Annotated in this window: 15 protein-coding genes; 10 read left to right on the forward strand and 5 right to left on the reverse strand. The window is 64.3% G+C overall.

Annotated elements, in window-relative coordinates; translation table 11 throughout:
• Nucleotides 1-3 precede the first annotated feature (3 nt).
• The 4 genes from fliN to PD284_RS09130 are packed head-to-tail and all read left to right on the forward strand — an operon-like array spanning nt 4 to nt 3,018.
• Nucleotides 4-414: a flagellar motor switch protein FliN gene (fliN, locus tag PD284_RS09115; protein WP_274627888.1), complete on the forward strand. Its 411-nt coding sequence runs from the start codon at nt 4-6 to the stop codon at nt 412-414.
• A complete protein-coding gene (locus tag PD284_RS09120; RefSeq protein WP_411956261.1) occupies nt 414-1,472 on the forward strand; it encodes a flagellar motor switch protein FliG in 1,059 nt (352 codons plus the stop codon). The genes fliN and PD284_RS09120 overlap by 1 nt, the downstream gene beginning before the upstream one ends.
• Before the next feature lie 17 nt (nt 1,473-1,489).
• Nucleotides 1,490-2,581, forward strand: coding sequence for a flagellar biosynthesis protein FlhB (flhB, locus tag PD284_RS09125; protein WP_274627889.1), 1,092 nt, complete (start codon nt 1,490-1,492; stop codon nt 2,579-2,581).
• A complete protein-coding gene (locus PD284_RS09130; RefSeq protein WP_274627890.1) occupies nt 2,578-3,018 on the forward strand; it encodes a hypothetical protein in 441 nt (146 codons plus the stop codon). The genes flhB and PD284_RS09130 overlap by 4 nt, the downstream gene beginning before the upstream one ends.
• Nucleotides 3,019-3,021: 3 nt before the next feature.
• Here the strand turns inward: PD284_RS09130 and PD284_RS09135 are convergent, their stop codons facing one another.
• Both PD284_RS09135 and PD284_RS09140 read right to left on the reverse strand, forming a co-directional pair.
• Nucleotides 3,022-3,753 carry a helix-turn-helix transcriptional regulator gene (locus tag PD284_RS09135; protein ID WP_274627891.1) on the reverse strand — a complete coding sequence of 244 codons (732 nt, stop codon included), beginning with the start codon at nt 3,751-3,753 and terminating at the stop codon, nt 3,022-3,024.
• Entirely contained in the window at nt 3,753-4,457 is a 705-nt protein-coding gene (locus tag PD284_RS09140; protein ID WP_274627892.1) for a helix-turn-helix transcriptional regulator, read from the reverse strand. Before PD284_RS09140 ends, PD284_RS09135 begins: the two co-directional genes overlap by 1 nt.
• A 372-nt stretch (nt 4,458-4,829) precedes the next feature.
• Here PD284_RS09140 and PD284_RS09145 point away from each other — a divergent pair, with 372 nt between their 5' ends.
• A complete protein-coding gene (locus PD284_RS09145) occupies nt 4,830-7,739 on the forward strand; it encodes a M16 family metallopeptidase (protein WP_274627893.1) in 2,910 nt (969 codons plus the stop codon).
• A gap of 21 nt (nt 7,740-7,760) precedes the next feature.
• On the opposite strand, the gene tagH is transcribed toward PD284_RS09145, so the two are convergent.
• From tagH to PD284_RS09160, 3 genes are all read right to left on the reverse strand, one after another.
• Nucleotides 7,761-9,125: a type VI secretion system-associated FHA domain protein TagH gene (gene tagH / locus PD284_RS09150; protein ID WP_274627894.1), complete on the reverse strand. Its 1,365-nt coding sequence runs from the start codon at nt 9,123-9,125 to the stop codon at nt 7,761-7,763.
• 112 nt (nt 9,126-9,237) lie between these two features.
• Nucleotides 9,238-9,789, reverse strand: a complete 552-nt coding sequence (locus tag PD284_RS09155) for a DUF6931 family protein (RefSeq protein ID WP_274627895.1) — start codon at nt 9,787-9,789, stop codon at nt 9,238-9,240.
• A 29-nt stretch (nt 9,790-9,818) separates the two neighbouring features.
• The gene (locus tag PD284_RS09160; protein ID WP_274627896.1) at nt 9,819-11,738 is read right to left on the reverse strand and encodes a type VI secretion system Vgr family protein; all 1,920 of its coding nucleotides are present in this window, start codon (nt 11,736-11,738) and stop codon (nt 9,819-9,821) included.
• Between the two features lie 266 nt (nt 11,739-12,004).
• Here PD284_RS09160 and PD284_RS09165 point away from each other — a divergent pair, with 266 nt between their 5' ends.
• The 5 genes from PD284_RS09165 (at nt 12,005) to PD284_RS09185 (ending at nt 16,838) form a co-directional block, all read left to right on the forward strand.
• Nucleotides 12,005-12,538 carry an OmpA family protein gene (locus PD284_RS09165; protein WP_274627897.1) on the forward strand — a complete coding sequence of 178 codons (534 nt, stop codon included), beginning with the start codon at nt 12,005-12,007 and terminating at the stop codon, nt 12,536-12,538.
• Between the two features lie 69 nt (nt 12,539-12,607).
• Complete coding sequence (locus tag PD284_RS09170; protein WP_274627898.1) at nt 12,608-13,966, forward strand: type VI secretion system protein TssA; 1,359 nt, start codon at nt 12,608-12,610, stop codon at nt 13,964-13,966.
• A gap of 235 nt (nt 13,967-14,201) precedes the next feature.
• On the forward strand, nt 14,202-14,744 hold the full coding sequence (tssB, locus tag PD284_RS09175; protein ID WP_274627899.1) for a type VI secretion system contractile sheath small subunit: 543 nt from the start codon (nt 14,202-14,204) through the stop codon (nt 14,742-14,744).
• A gap of 56 nt (nt 14,745-14,800) precedes the next feature.
• Complete coding sequence (gene tssC, locus PD284_RS09180; RefSeq protein ID WP_274627900.1) at nt 14,801-16,294, forward strand: type VI secretion system contractile sheath large subunit; 1,494 nt, start codon at nt 14,801-14,803, stop codon at nt 16,292-16,294.
• A 58-nt stretch (nt 16,295-16,352) separates the two neighbouring features.
• Complete coding sequence (locus PD284_RS09185; RefSeq protein ID WP_274627901.1) at nt 16,353-16,838, forward strand: Hcp family type VI secretion system effector; 486 nt, start codon at nt 16,353-16,355, stop codon at nt 16,836-16,838.
• The last annotated feature ends 32 nt before the right edge of the window (nt 16,839-16,870 follow it).

The following is a 16,870-nucleotide window of genomic DNA, read 5'->3' on the forward strand; positions in this document are numbered from 1 at the left end:
ACCATGACGCAGCACGGCACGGCGAACGGCGACGGCCCAGACGACCAGCTCGATCGGGCGTTCGAGGAGTTGCGCGGCGTCCTCACCGACAAGCCGAGCGCTCCGGCTGGAACAGCCGCTTCCGCGGCGCCAGCATCCGCATCCGCATCCGCCGCGGCTGCGCCCACCGGCATCATCATGAGCATCCCGGTCGACGTCCAGGTGGTGCTCGGCCGCGCCGAGATGCCTGTCGCCGATCTCATGGGATTGCAGAAGGGCTCGACGGTTCCGCTCGACCGACGGATCGGCGAACCGATCGACGTGATGGTCAACGGCCGCAGGATCGCCCGGGGCGAGATCATCGTGATGGAGAACGATCCGTCCCGGTTCGGCGTGCGCCTGACCGAGATAATGACCGCCGGGCGGGGCCTATGATGACCAACCGGAGCGGTGCGGCGGCTCGCCACGAGGCTGAACAACCCTTCGACGCCTCGGCCATGACACGGCCCCAGAAGGCGGCGGCGATCCTTGTCGCCATGGGCAAGCCGGCCGCCAGCCGGCTGCTGAAATTCTTCAAGCAGGATGAGCTCAAGGCGCTGATCGAGGCAGCCAGGACGCTCTCGACCATTCCGCAGAGCGACCTGGAAACCATCGTCGCCGAATTCGAGGCCGAGTTCACCGAAGGCGCGGGCCTCCTGGATTCGGGCGATGCGATGGACACGATCCTCAACGAGACGCTCTCGCCGGAGGAGGTGAGTGCGCTGATGAGCGACGAGCCGGTGACGCCCCAGAACGAAGGTCCGCCCCCGGTGTGGCCGGAGGTCGCCAAGCTGGATCGCGAGCGGCTGGCGGCGTTCCTCGCCGCCGAGCACGCCCAGACGTCCGCGCTCATCCTCTCGAACCTGACCTCGCAGGTTTCCGCGGAAGTTCTGCTGAAGCTGGAAAAGCCGATGCGGACCGAGGTGATCAAGCGCATGATGGCGATCACGTCCATGCCGCCCGCGGCCGTGAAGATCGTCGAGAACCAGATCAGGACGCGTCTGCTCGCTGATACGACGCACAAGGATAACGCGGCCGGGCAATCGCGCGTGGCGAACCTGCTCAACGAGCTCGACAAGCCGCTGCTGGACGAGGTCATGCAGGATCTCGCCGCCTCGGGCGCGGGCGGCCTCGACGCCATCCGCGCGAGACTGTTCGCCTTCGAGGACATCGAGCTTCTGACCCAGAGGTCGCGCGTCACACTCTTCGACGGACTGTCGACGGAACTGGTGACGCTCGCGCTGCGCAACGGATCGGCAGGCCTCACCGAGGCGGTGCTGTCGTCGATCGGCGCCCGCTCACGGCGCATGATCGAGTCCGAGCTTTCCGCCGGCGCCGACGGCATCGCCGCGGTGGACATCCTGCGGGCGCGGCGCACCATCGCCTCCACCGCGATCCGGCTGGCGGGCGAGGGCACGATCGAGCTGCCCACGGCTCAGCCGGCCGCCGCCTGAGGCTTTGAGCGTCTGTCATGTCTGAGGCTGCCGACAAGGACAGCAAAACAGAAGAAGCGACAGAGAAGAAGATCCGCGACACCATCGAGCAGGGCAAGCTGCCTCACTCGAAGGAGACCGCGATCCTTCTCTCGTTCGTGGCGATCCTTGTCTATTGCGTGTTCTTCGTCGATGCCGACATTGCCGCCGCCGGAGCTTTCCTCGCCGACTTCCTCGAGCGGCCGGAGGCCTGGTCACTCGGGACGGCGGAAGATGTCATGCAGCTCTACCGCGTTGTCCTGGTCGAGATCGGCAAGATGCTCGGCATCTTCGTGCTCCTGCTGGCGGTTGCCGGTGTGGCCGCGTCGGCGCTGCAGAACATGCCTCAGTTCGTCGGCGAGCGGATAAGGCCGCAGGCGTCCCGCATCTCGCTGAGCAAAGGGTGGGATCGGCTGTTCGGCATGGCGGGCTTCGTGGAATTCGCCAAGTCGTTGGGCAAGCTAGCTTTCGTGATCGCGGTGCTGTCCTTTGCGGTGAACGAGGCGCGCGACCGACTCTTGTCGGGCATGCTGACCAATCCGACCACCTTCGGCATCGTCATCCGCGACGTGCTCATCAACATCCTCATCTCGATCACGCTGGTGATGGCGGCGATCTCCGTGATCGACCTGATCTGGTCGCGCTTCCACTGGCGCCAGGACCTGAGGATGACGAAGCAGGAAGTGAAGGACGAGCACAAGCAGTCGGAAGGCGATCCGATCGTCAAGGCGCGGCTGCGCTCGCTCGCCCGCGACCGGGCGCGGCGGCGCATGATGACCGCGGTGCCGAAGGCGACGCTGATCATCGCCAACCCGACCCACTATTCAATCGCGCTCAGATACGTTCGCGACGAGGATTCAGCGCCCGTCGTCGTGGCCAAGGGGCAGGACCTGGTCGCTCTGAAGATCCGGGAGATCGCCGGCCAGCATGGAATCCCGATTTTTGAGGACGTGGCGCTCGCGCGTTCCATGTACAAACAAGTTTCGGTTGATAACGTGATCCCAGCTCAATTCTATCAGGCCGTCGCGGAACTGGTCCGCATCGTCTACGCGAGAAAGACCAGGCCGCCACAGCGCAGGGAGATGCAATGATCCGTCAGTCTCACACCGAGGCGCGCGAACTGATCGTGTCGGAGGCGATGAAGGAGGTCGTGCGCGAACTGCGCATGGTCGAGGTGGCCGACTACATCGCCTTTATCCGCCTCGAGCATTTCGCTTGTGTGGCGGACATCGTGGATTCCGCCGCCGAGCTGTATTTCATGCCGGGCGCCGTGCGCCTCGGGAACGGCGGCGAGGCCCGTGTCGGCTGGGGCGAGGCACCGACGATATCGCTCGACCTCGAACTGAGGCCGAGGGGCGCGACCGTCTACTTCACGCTCACACTCGCCGACCACATCGCGACCGTGGTCGTCAACTACGTCTCGTTCGACAAGCCGGATCCATGCCCTGAGAAGAACACAGCCTTCCTGGGGAATGCCATCTCGGAGGCGAGGATGCGCAAGGCGGTGCCTTCGCTGGCAGATTCGTGACGCCTACTCGATAAGGCCGAGCCGCAGCGCCTTGGCGACCGCGTGGACACGGTTCAACGCGTTGAGCTTGAGCGTGACCTTGGTCAGATACTGGTTAGCAGTGTGGACCGACAGGCCGAGGATGACTGCGATCTCTTCGCTGGTATAGCCGTTGGCGGTCAGCTTGAGACAGTCGAGCTCGCGTTGGGTAACGGCCGGGCGCGGTCCCACCTGTCCGAGGCCCAGCCGCACCATGTCGGCAAACAGCCGGAAGCAACGCGCGTGCACGTCGGGCGTCAGCTCGTCCGAAAGGAGGATGTCTGTGCCGAAGAACGCAATCAACCCGGACGCTCCGTGCTCGGCATACGCCGGGAAGGCGATGCCGGGGACGTCCGGGAGCCCGAGGGCGGTCCGCCGCGCACAACCCAGCGTCTCGAAAGCGCGCGTGGCGGGGCTTTCGCGCTCTCCGGACCACCAGCTTGGCTGCGTCGACGTGACGGCATGCCTGACAAACTCGTCGCCGAAGCTGGACGACAGGATGGTGCTCTGCGTGGAGACCGCAGGATAGTCGGAGTCCAGTGCAGGCGTGAGGCGGCCACGCTCGCGGGCCGCTCCGATGAAGAAGGTTGCGAAATCCGAGGCGCCGATGTCGGACGCGATGCTGTCGCCGATGCGCAGCAGGTCGGCTATCGAAGGCGCGGCGCCGTGCAGGCCGGCGGGGGCGTTCTCGGGGAGGTTGGTTCTCGGCAGCGCCATCAGATGACCCCGCTGCGGATGGCGGTCGCCATGGCCATGGCGCGATTGCTGGATCCGAGCTTCTGGATGGCGTTGGCGATGTAGCCGTTCGCCGTATTGGATGACACGCTGAGGATCACGCCGATATCGTCGGTGGTCTTGCCCTCAGAGACCCAGAACATGCATTCGCGCTCGCGGTCCGTCAGCGGATCGACGAGGGAGGCGGAGGCCAGGAGATCGGGAGCGGTCGACAAGGCATAGCAGAGCGGCAAGTGCGCGGCTGCGAGGCGCGCGGGGTCGATCGTGCCGCTGCGGGACGAGGACAGCAGCAGATAGTAGCGCTGTCGGCCGACATGGAGCTTGAGGCAGAACAGTTCGGTATGTCCCAGGACCTGCAGCAGCCGCGCCGTCTCGCCGTCGAGGACGCCGCCGAGATCGGGAGCGTTGGCCGTGATCAGGCTGAGGCACGAAAGTCCGGGCGGAGTGCTGAACCGGCTCAGCGCAATGGCCGCCAGCTGCCGGAATCCTATGAGCTGGATGGCGTCATAGACCCAGTTCGAGGCGATGACGCGCGCGTCGCTGCGGTCGCGGTCGTTGACGACGGCAAGCAGCATGTAGTGCTCCGCGCCCATCTCGGAACCGAGGCCCGCCAGATGGGCAGTGAGGTCGGCGCGCGATCCGAGTGCGGATGAACGTTTTCGCGAGGACGCGAGGTCTGTCGGCATTGCGTATTCAGTGGCGGCTTGGTGTTCATGGACCCGGGCCCGGGCGCACAAAAAAGGACGCCCGACCCCAATCGACGAATCGCAGGCTTCCGCAACATGAATGGGAATCAACACAGTCCGTCCAGCGCCGCTTCGCCGGACAGCAATGCCCCGATGCCCTACCCAACCAGTTGATTCGCCATCACTCTAGAACAACGAGTCCTCCAGGGGAATCGTCTGAGGGAACAGACTTGGTTGTCGGGCGCAAATTCCCGTACGGTCTTCCGCTCGCCCATATTTCGGCGCTTTGAGCATGGCAGATGGCCGCTGAGCGGCGTACAGACGGGGCACAGCGTGTCGTCTGGGCACGGCGGATCGCCGGAGACATTGATCTTGAAGCGTTTTTTCTTTGCATTCTTCATGCTGGTGTCGCTCGCGTCGATTGGCGCAGCGTCGGACGACAAGCCACTCGAGACGACGCGATACACGCTGGAGAACGGACTGCAGGTGGTGCTGGCGCCGGACCGGCGCGTGCCGAAGGTGGTCATGAATCTCCGCTACCGGGTCGGCTCCATGAACGAACCCGCCGGCCGCTCGGGTTTTGCGCATCTGTTTGAGCACCTGATGTTCTCGGGCACTCCAGCCTGGCCGAACGTGTTCGCGGCGCAAGCGGCGATGGGCAACACCATCAATGCGTGGACCCAGGAAGACGGCACCGTCTACTACGCCGAAGGCCTGTCCTGCGGATTGCCGGTCATTCTTTCCATCGAGGCGGACCGCATGGCCAATCTCGGCGAGGACGTCGACCAGCGCGAACTCGACCTGCAGAGGAACGTCGTCAAGAACGAGATGCGTCAGAACGTTCTGGACAATGCCGGCTCCGCCGGCTGGACGGCCTTCTGGTCCGGGCTGTTCCCGGATTCCCATCCCTACAGCCGCGCCGTCATCGGCTCCATCGCGGACCTCGACGACGCCTCGCTGGACGAGGTGAGGGGCTTCTTCGACACCTATTATGTCCCGAACAACGCCATCCTCGTGCTGGTCGGCGACTTTGCGGTGGAGGACGCCAAAGCGCTGATCGAGGATACCTTCGGCCGCATTCCTACCGGCGCGGAGGTGCCGCGCCCGAGCCCTGCGCCGACGGCTCCGACCAAGCTCAGGCTCGATGTCACCGACCGCGTGGCGACCGCCAGCGTCGCCATCGGCTTCGACGGCCCGCCATCCTCCTCGGATGACAATGGCGATCTCGCAATAGCCTCGGATCTGCTCGGCAACGGAGCCTTCGGCCTGCTGAGGAGCCGGCTCGTGGCGGAGAAGGGCCTCGCCAATTCGGTCGGCGCCTCCTGGACGCCGGGGCTGCTCGGCGGTCGCTTTGAGATCGACGCGACGGTCAACGAGGGCGTCGCGGTGGAGACGCTGGAGACGGAACTGCGGGCCGCGTTCGAGGAGTTCCTGTCGACGCCAATCGATCCGGCCGACGTCGCCCGCTCGAAGTCGACCGCACTGCTGTCGGCAAAGCTGGCGATCGAGCCGTTTGACGACAGGGCGAGCGCCATCGCCTACGCCACCGACATCCTGGGCGACCCCGGGCTCGCCTTGGAGGACGACCGGCAGATCGTTGCGGCGACGGCGGAGAGCGTCGCGGCAACCGCCAGGAAGGTGCTTGATCTGAAGAATGCGAGCACGCTGATCGTCCGCCCCGGCAAGCGCGGCGACTACCCTGCGATTCTGCTCGAGTCGTCGGGAGTTCCGGCGCCGTTCCAGGTGGCGGAGCGGCCGCATGTCGACGTCCCCAAACTCGAAGCCCGCGAACCCGGCGCGACGAAGCTGCCGGAGAAGACCACGGCGACGTTGTCCAACGGCGTCAAGGTCGTGCACTATCAGCTCCCCGAAACCCCGATGGAGTACGTCGCGGCCGTCGCGCCGGGCGGCTGGCTCAACGCGCCGGAGGGGAAGGAGGGGCTGATCGACGTCGCGGCCAACATGGCGGTGCGCGGGGCCGGCGATCGCAGCTACGCGGCGCTCGCCAAGACCGCAGCCGACATCGGCGCCAACATCGCCTCGGCCTCAGGCAATGCGCGAACGGCGATGTCGATGGCAGTGCCCAAAGGTGAATTTGCGAACGGCCTTGCGCTGCTGGCCGACGTGATCCAGCGACCGCGTTTCGACGAGGGCGAATGGAAGATCCTGACGACGGACTATGCGCAGTGGCTCGCCAACCGGGAGTCGGACCTGCCCGGCGTTGCGGCGCGATCGGCGAACGCCGTCCTGTTTCCGAAGGAGCCGGGCAGGCCCGACCAGGATTGGTCGCTCGATGCGCTGAGGGCGATGACGCTGGACGATGCAAGGAACGCCTTCCTCCGCCTGTTCCAGCCGTCCACGACGACTTTCTACAGCGTCGGCTCGCAGCCGGTCGAGGAGGTGGCGCAGGCGCTGGAGCGGGCCTTCGCGGGCTGGAAGGATGTAGAGGCCGGCTACACCGCGCTGCAATTCCCATCAGCCACGTTCCCTGCCGGCAGGAAGGTGCTGCTGGCGCCCGAGCGCGGCGCCAGCCAGTCGGCGCTCTTCATCGCGCGCCCGGCGCCCGGCAGGGAGGATCCGCAGCGCGCCGAGGCCACGGCCGTCATGCGACTGCTGGGAGACGACTTCAACGGCAGGCTGAATTCGGTCATCCGCGAGGAGAAGGGCTATACCTACGGGACGTCGGCCAGGCTGATGTCGGCGATGAAGTCGCACGGCGGTATGGTCGTGGAGATGACCGTCGGGCGCGACAATACCGGCGCTGCGTTGAAGGAGGTGTTCAAAGGATTCGATAGCCTGGCGACGTCTGCGGTCAGCGAGGAAGAGCTCAATCGCACGATCACCGCCTATCGCACGGCTCTTGCGGCGACGGCGGAAACCGGCCGCAGCTTCGCCGGTTACGTGATCGACACGGGGACGCTCGGCGTCACGCTGGAGGAGGATCATGCCCGGCGCGAGAGGGTCGCGGCCCTCGAACTGGATGCAGTGCGCAAGGTGGCCCCGGATCTCGCCTCGCTCACGCCTTCGGTGATCGTGGTGGCGGGAGATCCCGACGTCGTGCTGCCGCAACTCGCCGCGATCGGCATCACGGATGTCGAGGTGATCCAGCGCAGGCACGTCGGAGAACCGGCGATGCGCGACGCGGTCGAGACGGGCGGCGCGGAGGACGCGGATACGCCCCAGCCGGGCGGCCTGCCGCGCGGCGCCGGGTCGACGCAGCCGATGCAGGGATGCGGTCCGGGAACAGGCGCGGACTGCCCGCCCGCGGAAACGGGGAACTGATAGCCGCCAGCGCCACGCCCCTCAGTCCTTGTCGGCCTTCTTGCCTCCGCTGGCCTGGTCGTAGGCTTCGGCGAAATAGTCGAGGAAAGTGTCGAGCATGCCGTTCTCGCCGGCATCGCGCTCTTCCCATTTCGCAACGAATGCGTCCCAGGCGCGGCTCTTCTTCAGGGGAAACGCTGCGCTGGCGACCTTCTGCTCGATGGCGTCGGGCGCAAACTCCTCGACCAGCTTGGCCAGCGCCTTCTGCATCGCCGCATAGGTGGCGAGGTCGTGGCGCTTGAGATCGGCAAATGCCTGGTCGAGGCTGTGCTTGGCGTCGAGATAGCCCGGCCGATTGTGGGCGAACATAACCTCGATGGCCTCGGGCGTGCCGGGAACGAATTTCAGCGGGTTGTTGTCGCTCGCGCTGATCATCGTGCGGCTTGCGCTCTTGGTCATCGTCTTCGCGGCCGCGCGCGCCTTCAGCAGCTGTCGCAGATTGTCGACGGAGAATTTTACGAACTCGCCGATCTCGAAGGCAAGCTCCTCCGGATTCCTGCTGCGCAGCGCCTCCGGGGAGACGCCGGCCCCGGCGGCAAACGCAGCGAGGAAGGCCGAAGCCGACGACGGGCCTGCTTGTGCCTGGCCGGCTGGAATGCGCGGAGGGAAGGCGGGTTGCACGTGGACACCGGCCGCGCGACGCTCCGCCGGGCCAGGCATGGGACGCATGGCCGACGGATCGACCGGCGGGGGTGTGTTGGCGGTGTCGACGGAGCCGGCATCGCGGCCGGGCGGCCGCTGCGCAGCGTCCGGATCGATCTCGCCAGTCGATGCGGAACGGCTGGCGGGAGGCGACGGCCGGGCGTCCCACGCGTCCGCCCCCGGGCTCTCGCGCTCGGGTCGTTCTGGCTGCCGGATCTCGGGGAACTCGAGGAACTGGTCCGAGAAATCGGCCTCGCGCCGCCTCGAGGCTTCGGGCATGAAACCGCGCCGGTCGACAGGGCGGGGCGCAGGGCCATCGACGCTCCAGATGTCTCCGTTGGCGGGAGCGGGCGACGGCGAGGCTATCGGTTCCTGCGCCGGCCGCTCATCGACCTGCAGCGCCACGTCGATGACATAGTGGCCGATCGAGAGCCGGTCGCCGTTCTCCAGCCGATACGGGCTTTTGACGCGCTGCGACGAGCCGTTGACGAAAACCCCGTTGGTCGAGGTGTCGTAGAGCCAGTAGGCGCCGTTCTCGTAGCGGACTTCGCAGTGACGGCCGGAGATGTAGCGGCCCGGGTCCGGAAGGGTCCAGTCGAGATGCTGCTCCCGGCCGATCTCGAAACTGCGGTTGTGGGCCTGGAACCTGGTCGGCCCGCCATCGGGAAGCGAGTCCAGATTGTCAATCGTCAATGTGATCGTCATGCCGTCGATCGCACCTCATCATGCACACGCCGCCGCGGAATTCCGCGCGCCTGTTCACCCCAATCATACGCCGATCGGCGCGGCGTGCATGCGCATTCCAAAGGGCCCGCCATCACGACGTCTCCGCGAGGTTGATCCCCATCTCCACGAAACCCGAAAGCACGGCCGCGCGATCGGCAATCGCCACCCGCGCCAGCATGAACAGGATGCCGGCATTGACGGCCTTGGGCGTGAAAAAGACCTGGGACGCCACCGGCTCCATGCCGGCCGGTGCGATGTTGCCGCCGCTCCAACCGGCTGCAAGGGCGATCCAGACGCCGGGCGTCTTCTCGCGCGCGGCCATACCCTCGTTCAGGGCCGCGTATCTGCGGTCCTCCTCCGGCTCGCTCACCCAGTCACGCGCCAGTGCGAGCATCCGGCGGTCCTGCTCGTCGAGCAGATCCGGCAGTTGGGTCAGGCACTCGTGACCCCACCACACCGCGACGCGTCGCGGCAGGAGATAGGCGCAGAAGGTGATCGCGTCCTCCGGCACCTTGCCGGCAAGCCTGGCCCGGCAGAAGTCGAGCGACGGCTCGTCGGTCGGCTCGGCCTTCATGTCCTGGGACGCCGTGGGAAAGGCGTCGAACAGTTCCCTGGCAGTGGTGAAGCGAAGTCGAGTGGCCATCGGTCGGACGCCTTGGAATCGGGACGGGATCACACCGGCGAGATGATCGGTATTCCGGTCAGCTTGATGATCGGGCTCTTCAGTTCATTCACGACGCCGGCCATGCTCGACGTCATCACCCCGGAGGTGGCCTGAATGAGCAGACCGGAGGTGAGATTCATCGACAGGCCGGACGTCGACGTCATGGACATCCCGGCGGTCGAGTTCATCGCCATCGCGGATGTCAGGTTGAGCGCCGATGTCGCGGTCACATTGATGACGGGTGAGGTGATGTCGATCGAAGCCGGCGTCATCACGATGGTGCTGGCGCCGACTGTCATCGAGATCTGCATGCCGGCCGTGATGTTGAGCTGCATCCCGACATCGAGCTTGTCGATCACGCCGATGTTGGTGGTGCGGTTCATGCCGACCTTGCGCCGTTCGTCATTCTCGATCTTCGATTCCAGGTCGCGCTGGGCGTGCAGGCGGACGAGCTCGTCGCCTGTCGTATCGTCCATCATGATCTCGTTGTAGCCCGGGCCGTAGGGGGTCGACTGGGATTTCCAGCCGGCCTTGTTCTTCTCGGACGGAAGGTCATAGGGCGGCATGTTGTTGTCGTTGTAGACGCAGCCGATGACGATGGGCTGGTCCGGGTCGCCCTCCAGGTGGTCGACGATCACCTCCATGCCGACGCGCGGGATGAAGATGCCGCCCCAGTTCTGGGAGGCCCAGACCTGGCCGACGCGGACCCGCATCGACTGATCTTCGGCGCGGTCCCAGTGGAAGCGGACCAGGATGCGCCCGTACTCGTCGCAATCGATGTCGCCGTCGCCGACGACGGTTGCCGTCTGCGGGCCGTGCACGTGGGGCATCGGCGTCACGATGGGCGGGGCGTAGGCGCGCTTGCTGCTCATCAGCTCATGGCTGCCATGATAGCCCTCCTGGTCGAGCCGGCCGGTCGACCCGTAGTACTGGGCGGAGTAGGAGTGCGTCGCGCGCAGGATCAGGTATTCCTGGTTGTGGTCCGTATTGGGATGATCGGCCAGCGTCACCAGATAGCCGGGCGGGCAGGTGACGCAGTTGCCCGAGGCGAAGAAATGCTGGTCAGCGGCCTGCTCGCTTTCGAGCCACCAATTGGCCAGCTTCTTGCCGTCCTCCTGCTTTTCATATTTGCCGGGGAAATCGAACATCTCCAGTTCGCCGTTCCCGTGGTCGGAGGCATTCGACTTCTCGGCGCGCAACTCGGTCGTCGGCTTCTTGAAGTCATACTCCTCCAGCGTCGCCTTGCCCGAGGTGAACCGCCGTTCCGGGCGCCAGACATTGAAATGCTCGGCGTCGCGCCAGTGTTCCTGCTCGGTGGGGACATATTTGCGGGTCGAGCCGGGCACGTCGCCGTAGGCCGAGGCTCCATCGCCCATGACGAGCGTGTGCTTTCCCTTCTCGTGGAGGAAATGGTAGCTGATGCCGTTCTCCTCCATCAGCCGGCAGACGAAGGCCATGTCGCTTTCGCGATACTGGACGCAGTATTCCTTGACCGGATAGTCCTCCGTCAGGACCTGACGGTACTCGGCAAAACCGGAGTTCGCATCGAAAATGTCGGCGATGATCTGAGGCGCGGTCTTGTCATGGAAGATGAGGCAGTTGGTGCGCTTCGACATCATCCACAGCCAGGGGCGCAGGATGAGCCTGTAGACAAAGTCCTTGTCTTCGATCCCGATCAGCTGGACTTCAGTGAGGATGCCGTCGAAGTGGCGAGGGTCGCCGCCAACTGGCTTCAACGTCACCGTGCAGTTGCGGCCGATCGCACGGTCGAAGTTCGGCTCGATCTTGTGGCTGATCGCCTCCACCCTGTATTCGAACAGATCGCTCATGGCTTCGATGCCGTCGAAGCGGCGAAGAACGAGCTCGTTCTCTTCAAGCGGCGTATGAAGTTCGCCGTAGCGCCGATCCTGTTTGTACGGGCTGGCCATGAGTGCACCCCCTGCTTCAAACCCGGTCCCATGCGGCCCTGTCCGAGCCGGCGTATCTTGCGGTCAGATCGTCATTACTTCTTTCATAGAGCGTTCGCCGCGCGGTGTCATGACGTTTGCATTGTCGTCAATTGTTGATTGTTGAACAAGTTCACCGCGCTGCAGGATGCGTCCTTGTTGCCCTATTGTTGACACGATCATCAGCGCGGACCTATTCTATTCAGGCCCGTTTCTCAAAGTTCGGCTTGTCACGATGGAGGCACGTCATGCGGGTTCCATTGAGTGTATTGCTGTTCACCAGCGCGCTGGCGGCTACGCCTGCCTTGGGGCAATCCACGCAAACCTCCAAGGACATCATCGAATTCTTCGCAGCAGCTGCCGATCTCGGCGCGTCGCGCGGAATTTGCGTGGGCACGGAAGAAGAGTGCAAGGCCAAGGCCTCGGCGCAGGTCACTCCGGCGCAAACCGGTCTCGACATGCTCATCAACTTCGACCTCGACTCGTCCGACCTGACCCCTGACGCACGGACGAAGCTCGGCGAGTTCGCCAAGGCTCTGAGCGACAACCGGCTCAAATCACACTCGTTCCTGGTCGAGGGCTACACGGACGCGTCGGGTTCGGCCCAGTACAATGACGGCCTGTCGGAGCGGCGCGCTCAGTCCGTCACCACATTTCTGCTGGCCAACGGAATCGAAGAATCCCGCGTTACCGCTGTGGGTAAGGGCGAGACCAACCCCCGGGTTGCGGATCCTTATGATCCGGTCAACCGGCGCGTCGAAATGCGGATCAATCTGCAATAGCGCCGGCCGCGCGGCTGCCACAAAGGCGTCCACCCCGATGGACGCCTTTTTTCTTAACGGGACGGATCCATGCGGTTCGACGACATAGCAGAGGCGATTTCCGAAGCCGATCCCTGCGGTCCCGATCTCGACGAGGAGGGGGACGAGGCCTACCTGAACTACGTGCTTTCCGCGGCGGGGCGCATTCCCGAGAGCTTCTACCAGAAGGACCCGAACTCCCCGGTCAACGACGCGCGCTACGTTCCGTTCGACCGGACGAAGGTCGACCTCAAGTCGGAGATCAAGTCGGTCGCCGCACTTCTCGCCCGCACCAAGGATCTTCGTCTGCTCGCGCTCGAGGCGCGCTTCCAGTGTCTTGCCGGGCAGGTGGTCGGCTTCTGCGAATGCCTGCAAGGCATGGCCAGGCTGGTCGGCAGCCGCTGGGACGGGGTGCATCCGCGCGGCGCCGACGGCGATTTCACGCTGCGCCAGAACACGATCTCCGGCCTGGATGATCAGACATCGGTCCTGTTGCCGCTTGGCTATGCGCCGCTTGTCAACAGCAGAAAGATCGGAGCGGTCAGTCTTCGCGACTATCTCGTCGCAACGGGCGAGGTTCAGCCGCGCCCCGACGACCGGCAGGTAGGCGTCTCCGATGTGCTCGAAGCGATCCAGCAGGCGGACAACAGGGTGACGATCGAAGCGCTCGACCAGGCGGTGAATGCAGCCGCGCGGGCGCTCCGCGACATCGACGCGAATTTCATCGAGGCTGCCGGTCACGCGTCCCGCCCGAGCCTCGACAATCTGCAGAAGGTGCTCGGACAGATCCGCACGCTCATCCGTGCGGCGGTTCCGGAATTGGCGCTGGAGGCAGAGGAGGCGGAGCAGGCGAAGCCCGATACGGGGGGCGCTGAGACGGGCGACGTTGCGCTGCCGTCTGCCGGGACCGCCGCCCCGCCGGCCGCCGTCATCGCGCTCTCGGATCATGCCGAGGCGAGCGCGGCCCTGCTGGCTGCCGAGCAGTATTTCGCTCGGGCCGAGCCTTCGTCGCCCGCTCTCATCCTGATCCACCAAGCGCGCATGCTGGTCGGCAAGTCGCTGGTGGAAGCGCTGGAAATGCTGATGCCGGAAGGGGCGGCCAAGGCGATGATCACCTTCAGCGGCGGGCACCCGTTCCAACTGGACATGGGCCGCATGAAGGCGATCACCAAGACGGCCACGGAGGGCGCGCAGGGCAACGGCGTCGCCGCGCCGCCCGAGTTCCAGGCGGGCACTCGCCAGGAGGCCGAGGCGCTCATCGGCAGCGCTGATGCGTTCTTCCGCGCCCGCGAGCCGTCCAGTCCGATACCGGTCCTGCTCGGAAAGGCGCGCGCGTTCATGAGCCGCGATTTCTCCGCTATACTGAGCGAGATCGTAAAGAACGGTGGTCCAGCGCCGCCAGCTGCCTAGAGATCCAGGGTTGAGCCAGAAACGAAGCAAGCGAAAATCGGGCGTGCTCAGATAGTCCGGGGACTTCATCTTTTCCTTACATTTACTTCCGTCTTTTGGAGTGACATCTGAAGTTCGGTGCGCAGTCGCGTTAAGCAGAGGCCAATGTCGACGTGTCTTAGGTTGCAGGCGCGCGAAACGAATTGACAAACTGCGGGACCGGGTATTGCATTGTCCATTCGGAGGGAAATCTGCCATGTCATCTGATAGCGGTCAGAAATTCATCAAGAGGAACCGTCCGCCCCGCGTCCAGATTGCTTACGAAGATCCCTACGACGCGCAGAAGATGGTCGAGCTTCCTTTCGTCATGGGCGTCATGGCGGACCTGTCGGGAAACAGCTCCAAGGTCGAAAAGCCGGCGCTGGCGCAGCGCAAGTTCGCCAATGTCGACATGGACAATTTCGACGACTATCTCGAGAGCGTCGAGCCTGCGGCGACATTCCGGGTGCCCAATCGCCTGGGAGAGGCTGGGAACGAACAGATCGGCATCAATCTCACCTTCAGGAAGATGGATGACTTCTCGCCGGCCGGCATCGCCCGGCAGATTCCTGCCCTCAATGCGTTGCTGGAGGCCCGCAGCCAGTTGGCCAATCTGCAGCGCTACATGGATGGCAAGGTTGCGGCCGAGGATCAGCTGAAGCGGCTGCTCGCGAACCCCGAAATGATGCAGGCGCTGAGGGATCGCCGTGCGGCCGCCCTTACCGCGAACGGCGAGGGCGCCGAGGCCGCGGAGAGCTGATCGGGTTTGTGTGACGCCTTGAAATAGAACTTCTGCAACGCATCGAGGGTCCTAAAGTGGCTACCGAAGTCCAGCGAGAAGATGCACCGGTTGCAACGGCATTTCAGGAGGCGGAAGAGTTTTCAGGCCTGCTGAAGCAGAGCTTCAAGCCGCGCAGCGAACGCGCTGCGACCGAGGTCGAGAACGCCGTGAACACGCTTGTCCAGCAGGCGTTGGCGGATACCACCGTGATCAGGGAAGACGTGCTCGACACGATCGACGAGATGATCGCCCGGCTCGACGAGAAGCTCACGGTCCAGGTCAACGAGATCCTTCACGCGGAGGAATTCCAGAAGCTCGAAAGCGCGTGGCGCGGCCTCCACTATCTCGTCTACAACTCCGAGACCGACGCGACGCTGAAACTTCGCGTCATGAACGTCTCCAAGAACGAGCTGTATCGCGACCTGCGTCTCTATCCCGACGCGAAATGGGACCAGAGCCCTCTGTTCAAGGCGGTGTACGAGTACGAGTACGGGCAGCTCGGCGGCGAGCCTTTCGGCTGCCTGGTGGGCGACTACCACTTCGACCACTCGGCGGTGGACATCAGCCTGCTCAGGGCGCTGGGCAAGATCGCCGCCGCCGCGCACGCCCCGTTCATAGCCGGCGCGGCGCCGACCCTTCTCGGCATGGACAACTGGACCGAACTCACCAACCCGCGCGACCTGAGCAAGATCTTCGAGACGCCGGATTACGCGGCCTGGAAGTCGCTGCGCGATTCCGAGAACTCCCGCTATGTCGGGCTGTGCATGCCGCGCGTGCTGTCGCGCCAGCCATATGGCGCCAAGTCCGAGCCAATCGAGGAGTTCGCCTTCGAGGAGGACACCGACGGCCACAGGGGCGAAAAGTATGCCTGGATGAACGCCGCCTACGCGATGGCCGCCAACGTCAACCGCGCGTTCAAGGAGTATGGCTGGACGGTGCGCATTCGCGGCGTGCAGTCGGGCGGGGAGGTGATCAACCTGCCGACACACACGTTCCCGACCGACGAAGGGGGCGTCGACCTCAAGTGTCCGACCGAGATCGCCATCAGCGACCGGCGCGAGGCGGAGCTTTCGAAGTCCGGCCTGCTGCCGCTGATCCACCGCAAGAACACGGACAAGGCGGCGTTTATCGGGGCACAATCGGTCTACAGGCCGAAGAAATACGACAAGGAGGAAGCGACGGCCTCCGACAACCTGTCCGCCCGGATTCCGTACATGTTCGCCGTATCGCGCTTCGCGCATTACCTCAAATGCATGGTGCGCGACCAGATCGGCGAGACGAAGGAAAAAGTGGAGCTCGAGCGCTGGCTGCAGGGATGGATCAACAAGTATGTCGATTCAGACCCGAAGAACTCGTCTCCGGCCGTCAAGGCCAGGAAGCCCCTTGCTGCAGCAAAGATCGATGTGTTCGCAGACGAGGAAAACCCGGGATATTACGCGGCGAAGTTCTACCTGCGGCCGCACTTCCAGCTGGAGGGAATGGATATAGGGCTGAGCCTCGTTTCAAAGCTGCCCGGGCAGGCAAAATAGCGCATGTGACCAGTGGGATTGTTCTCGTTCCGACTCAACCAAGGCTGAGGATTAGGACATGCCAAATGTGATCAGGTTCGAAGGAGTTGAAGGCGAGTCTAAGATAACCGGCTACGAAAAATGGATCGACATCGGCCCGTACAGCCTATCCGGGTCGTCTGCGCATTCGGGGCTCAGAGGCGGCGGATTGTCGGGCGGAGCCATGCAGATCAGTCCGATAACGATCTCCAAGAAGCTTGATAGCGCGTCGACCAAGCTGATGAACAGGATGAGCAAGGGAGAGCATTTCGACAAGGTCGAAATCGTGTCCTTGAAGACCACCGGAACTAAGCTGGACAAGTACCTGACGGTCGAACTCGGTCAGGTCCTGCTCGCCGGGTACAGCTGGAATAATGATGGCGAGGGCGCTCACGATTATCCCACCGAAAGCTGGACGCTCTCATTCAAGAAGTTTGAGTTCCTTTATCTGCCGCAGACCGAGACCGGAACGCTTGGGGAAGAGGGCGTCTTCGCGATCGATCTGGAGAAATACGAGATTACCTGATCCAGGCCGGACGGGCCCGCTAGTCAGCCTGA

The sequence above is a fragment of the Mesorhizobium shangrilense genome (assembly GCF_028826155.1).
Lineage (GTDB): Bacteria > Pseudomonadota > Alphaproteobacteria > Rhizobiales > Rhizobiaceae > Arvimicrobium > Arvimicrobium flavum.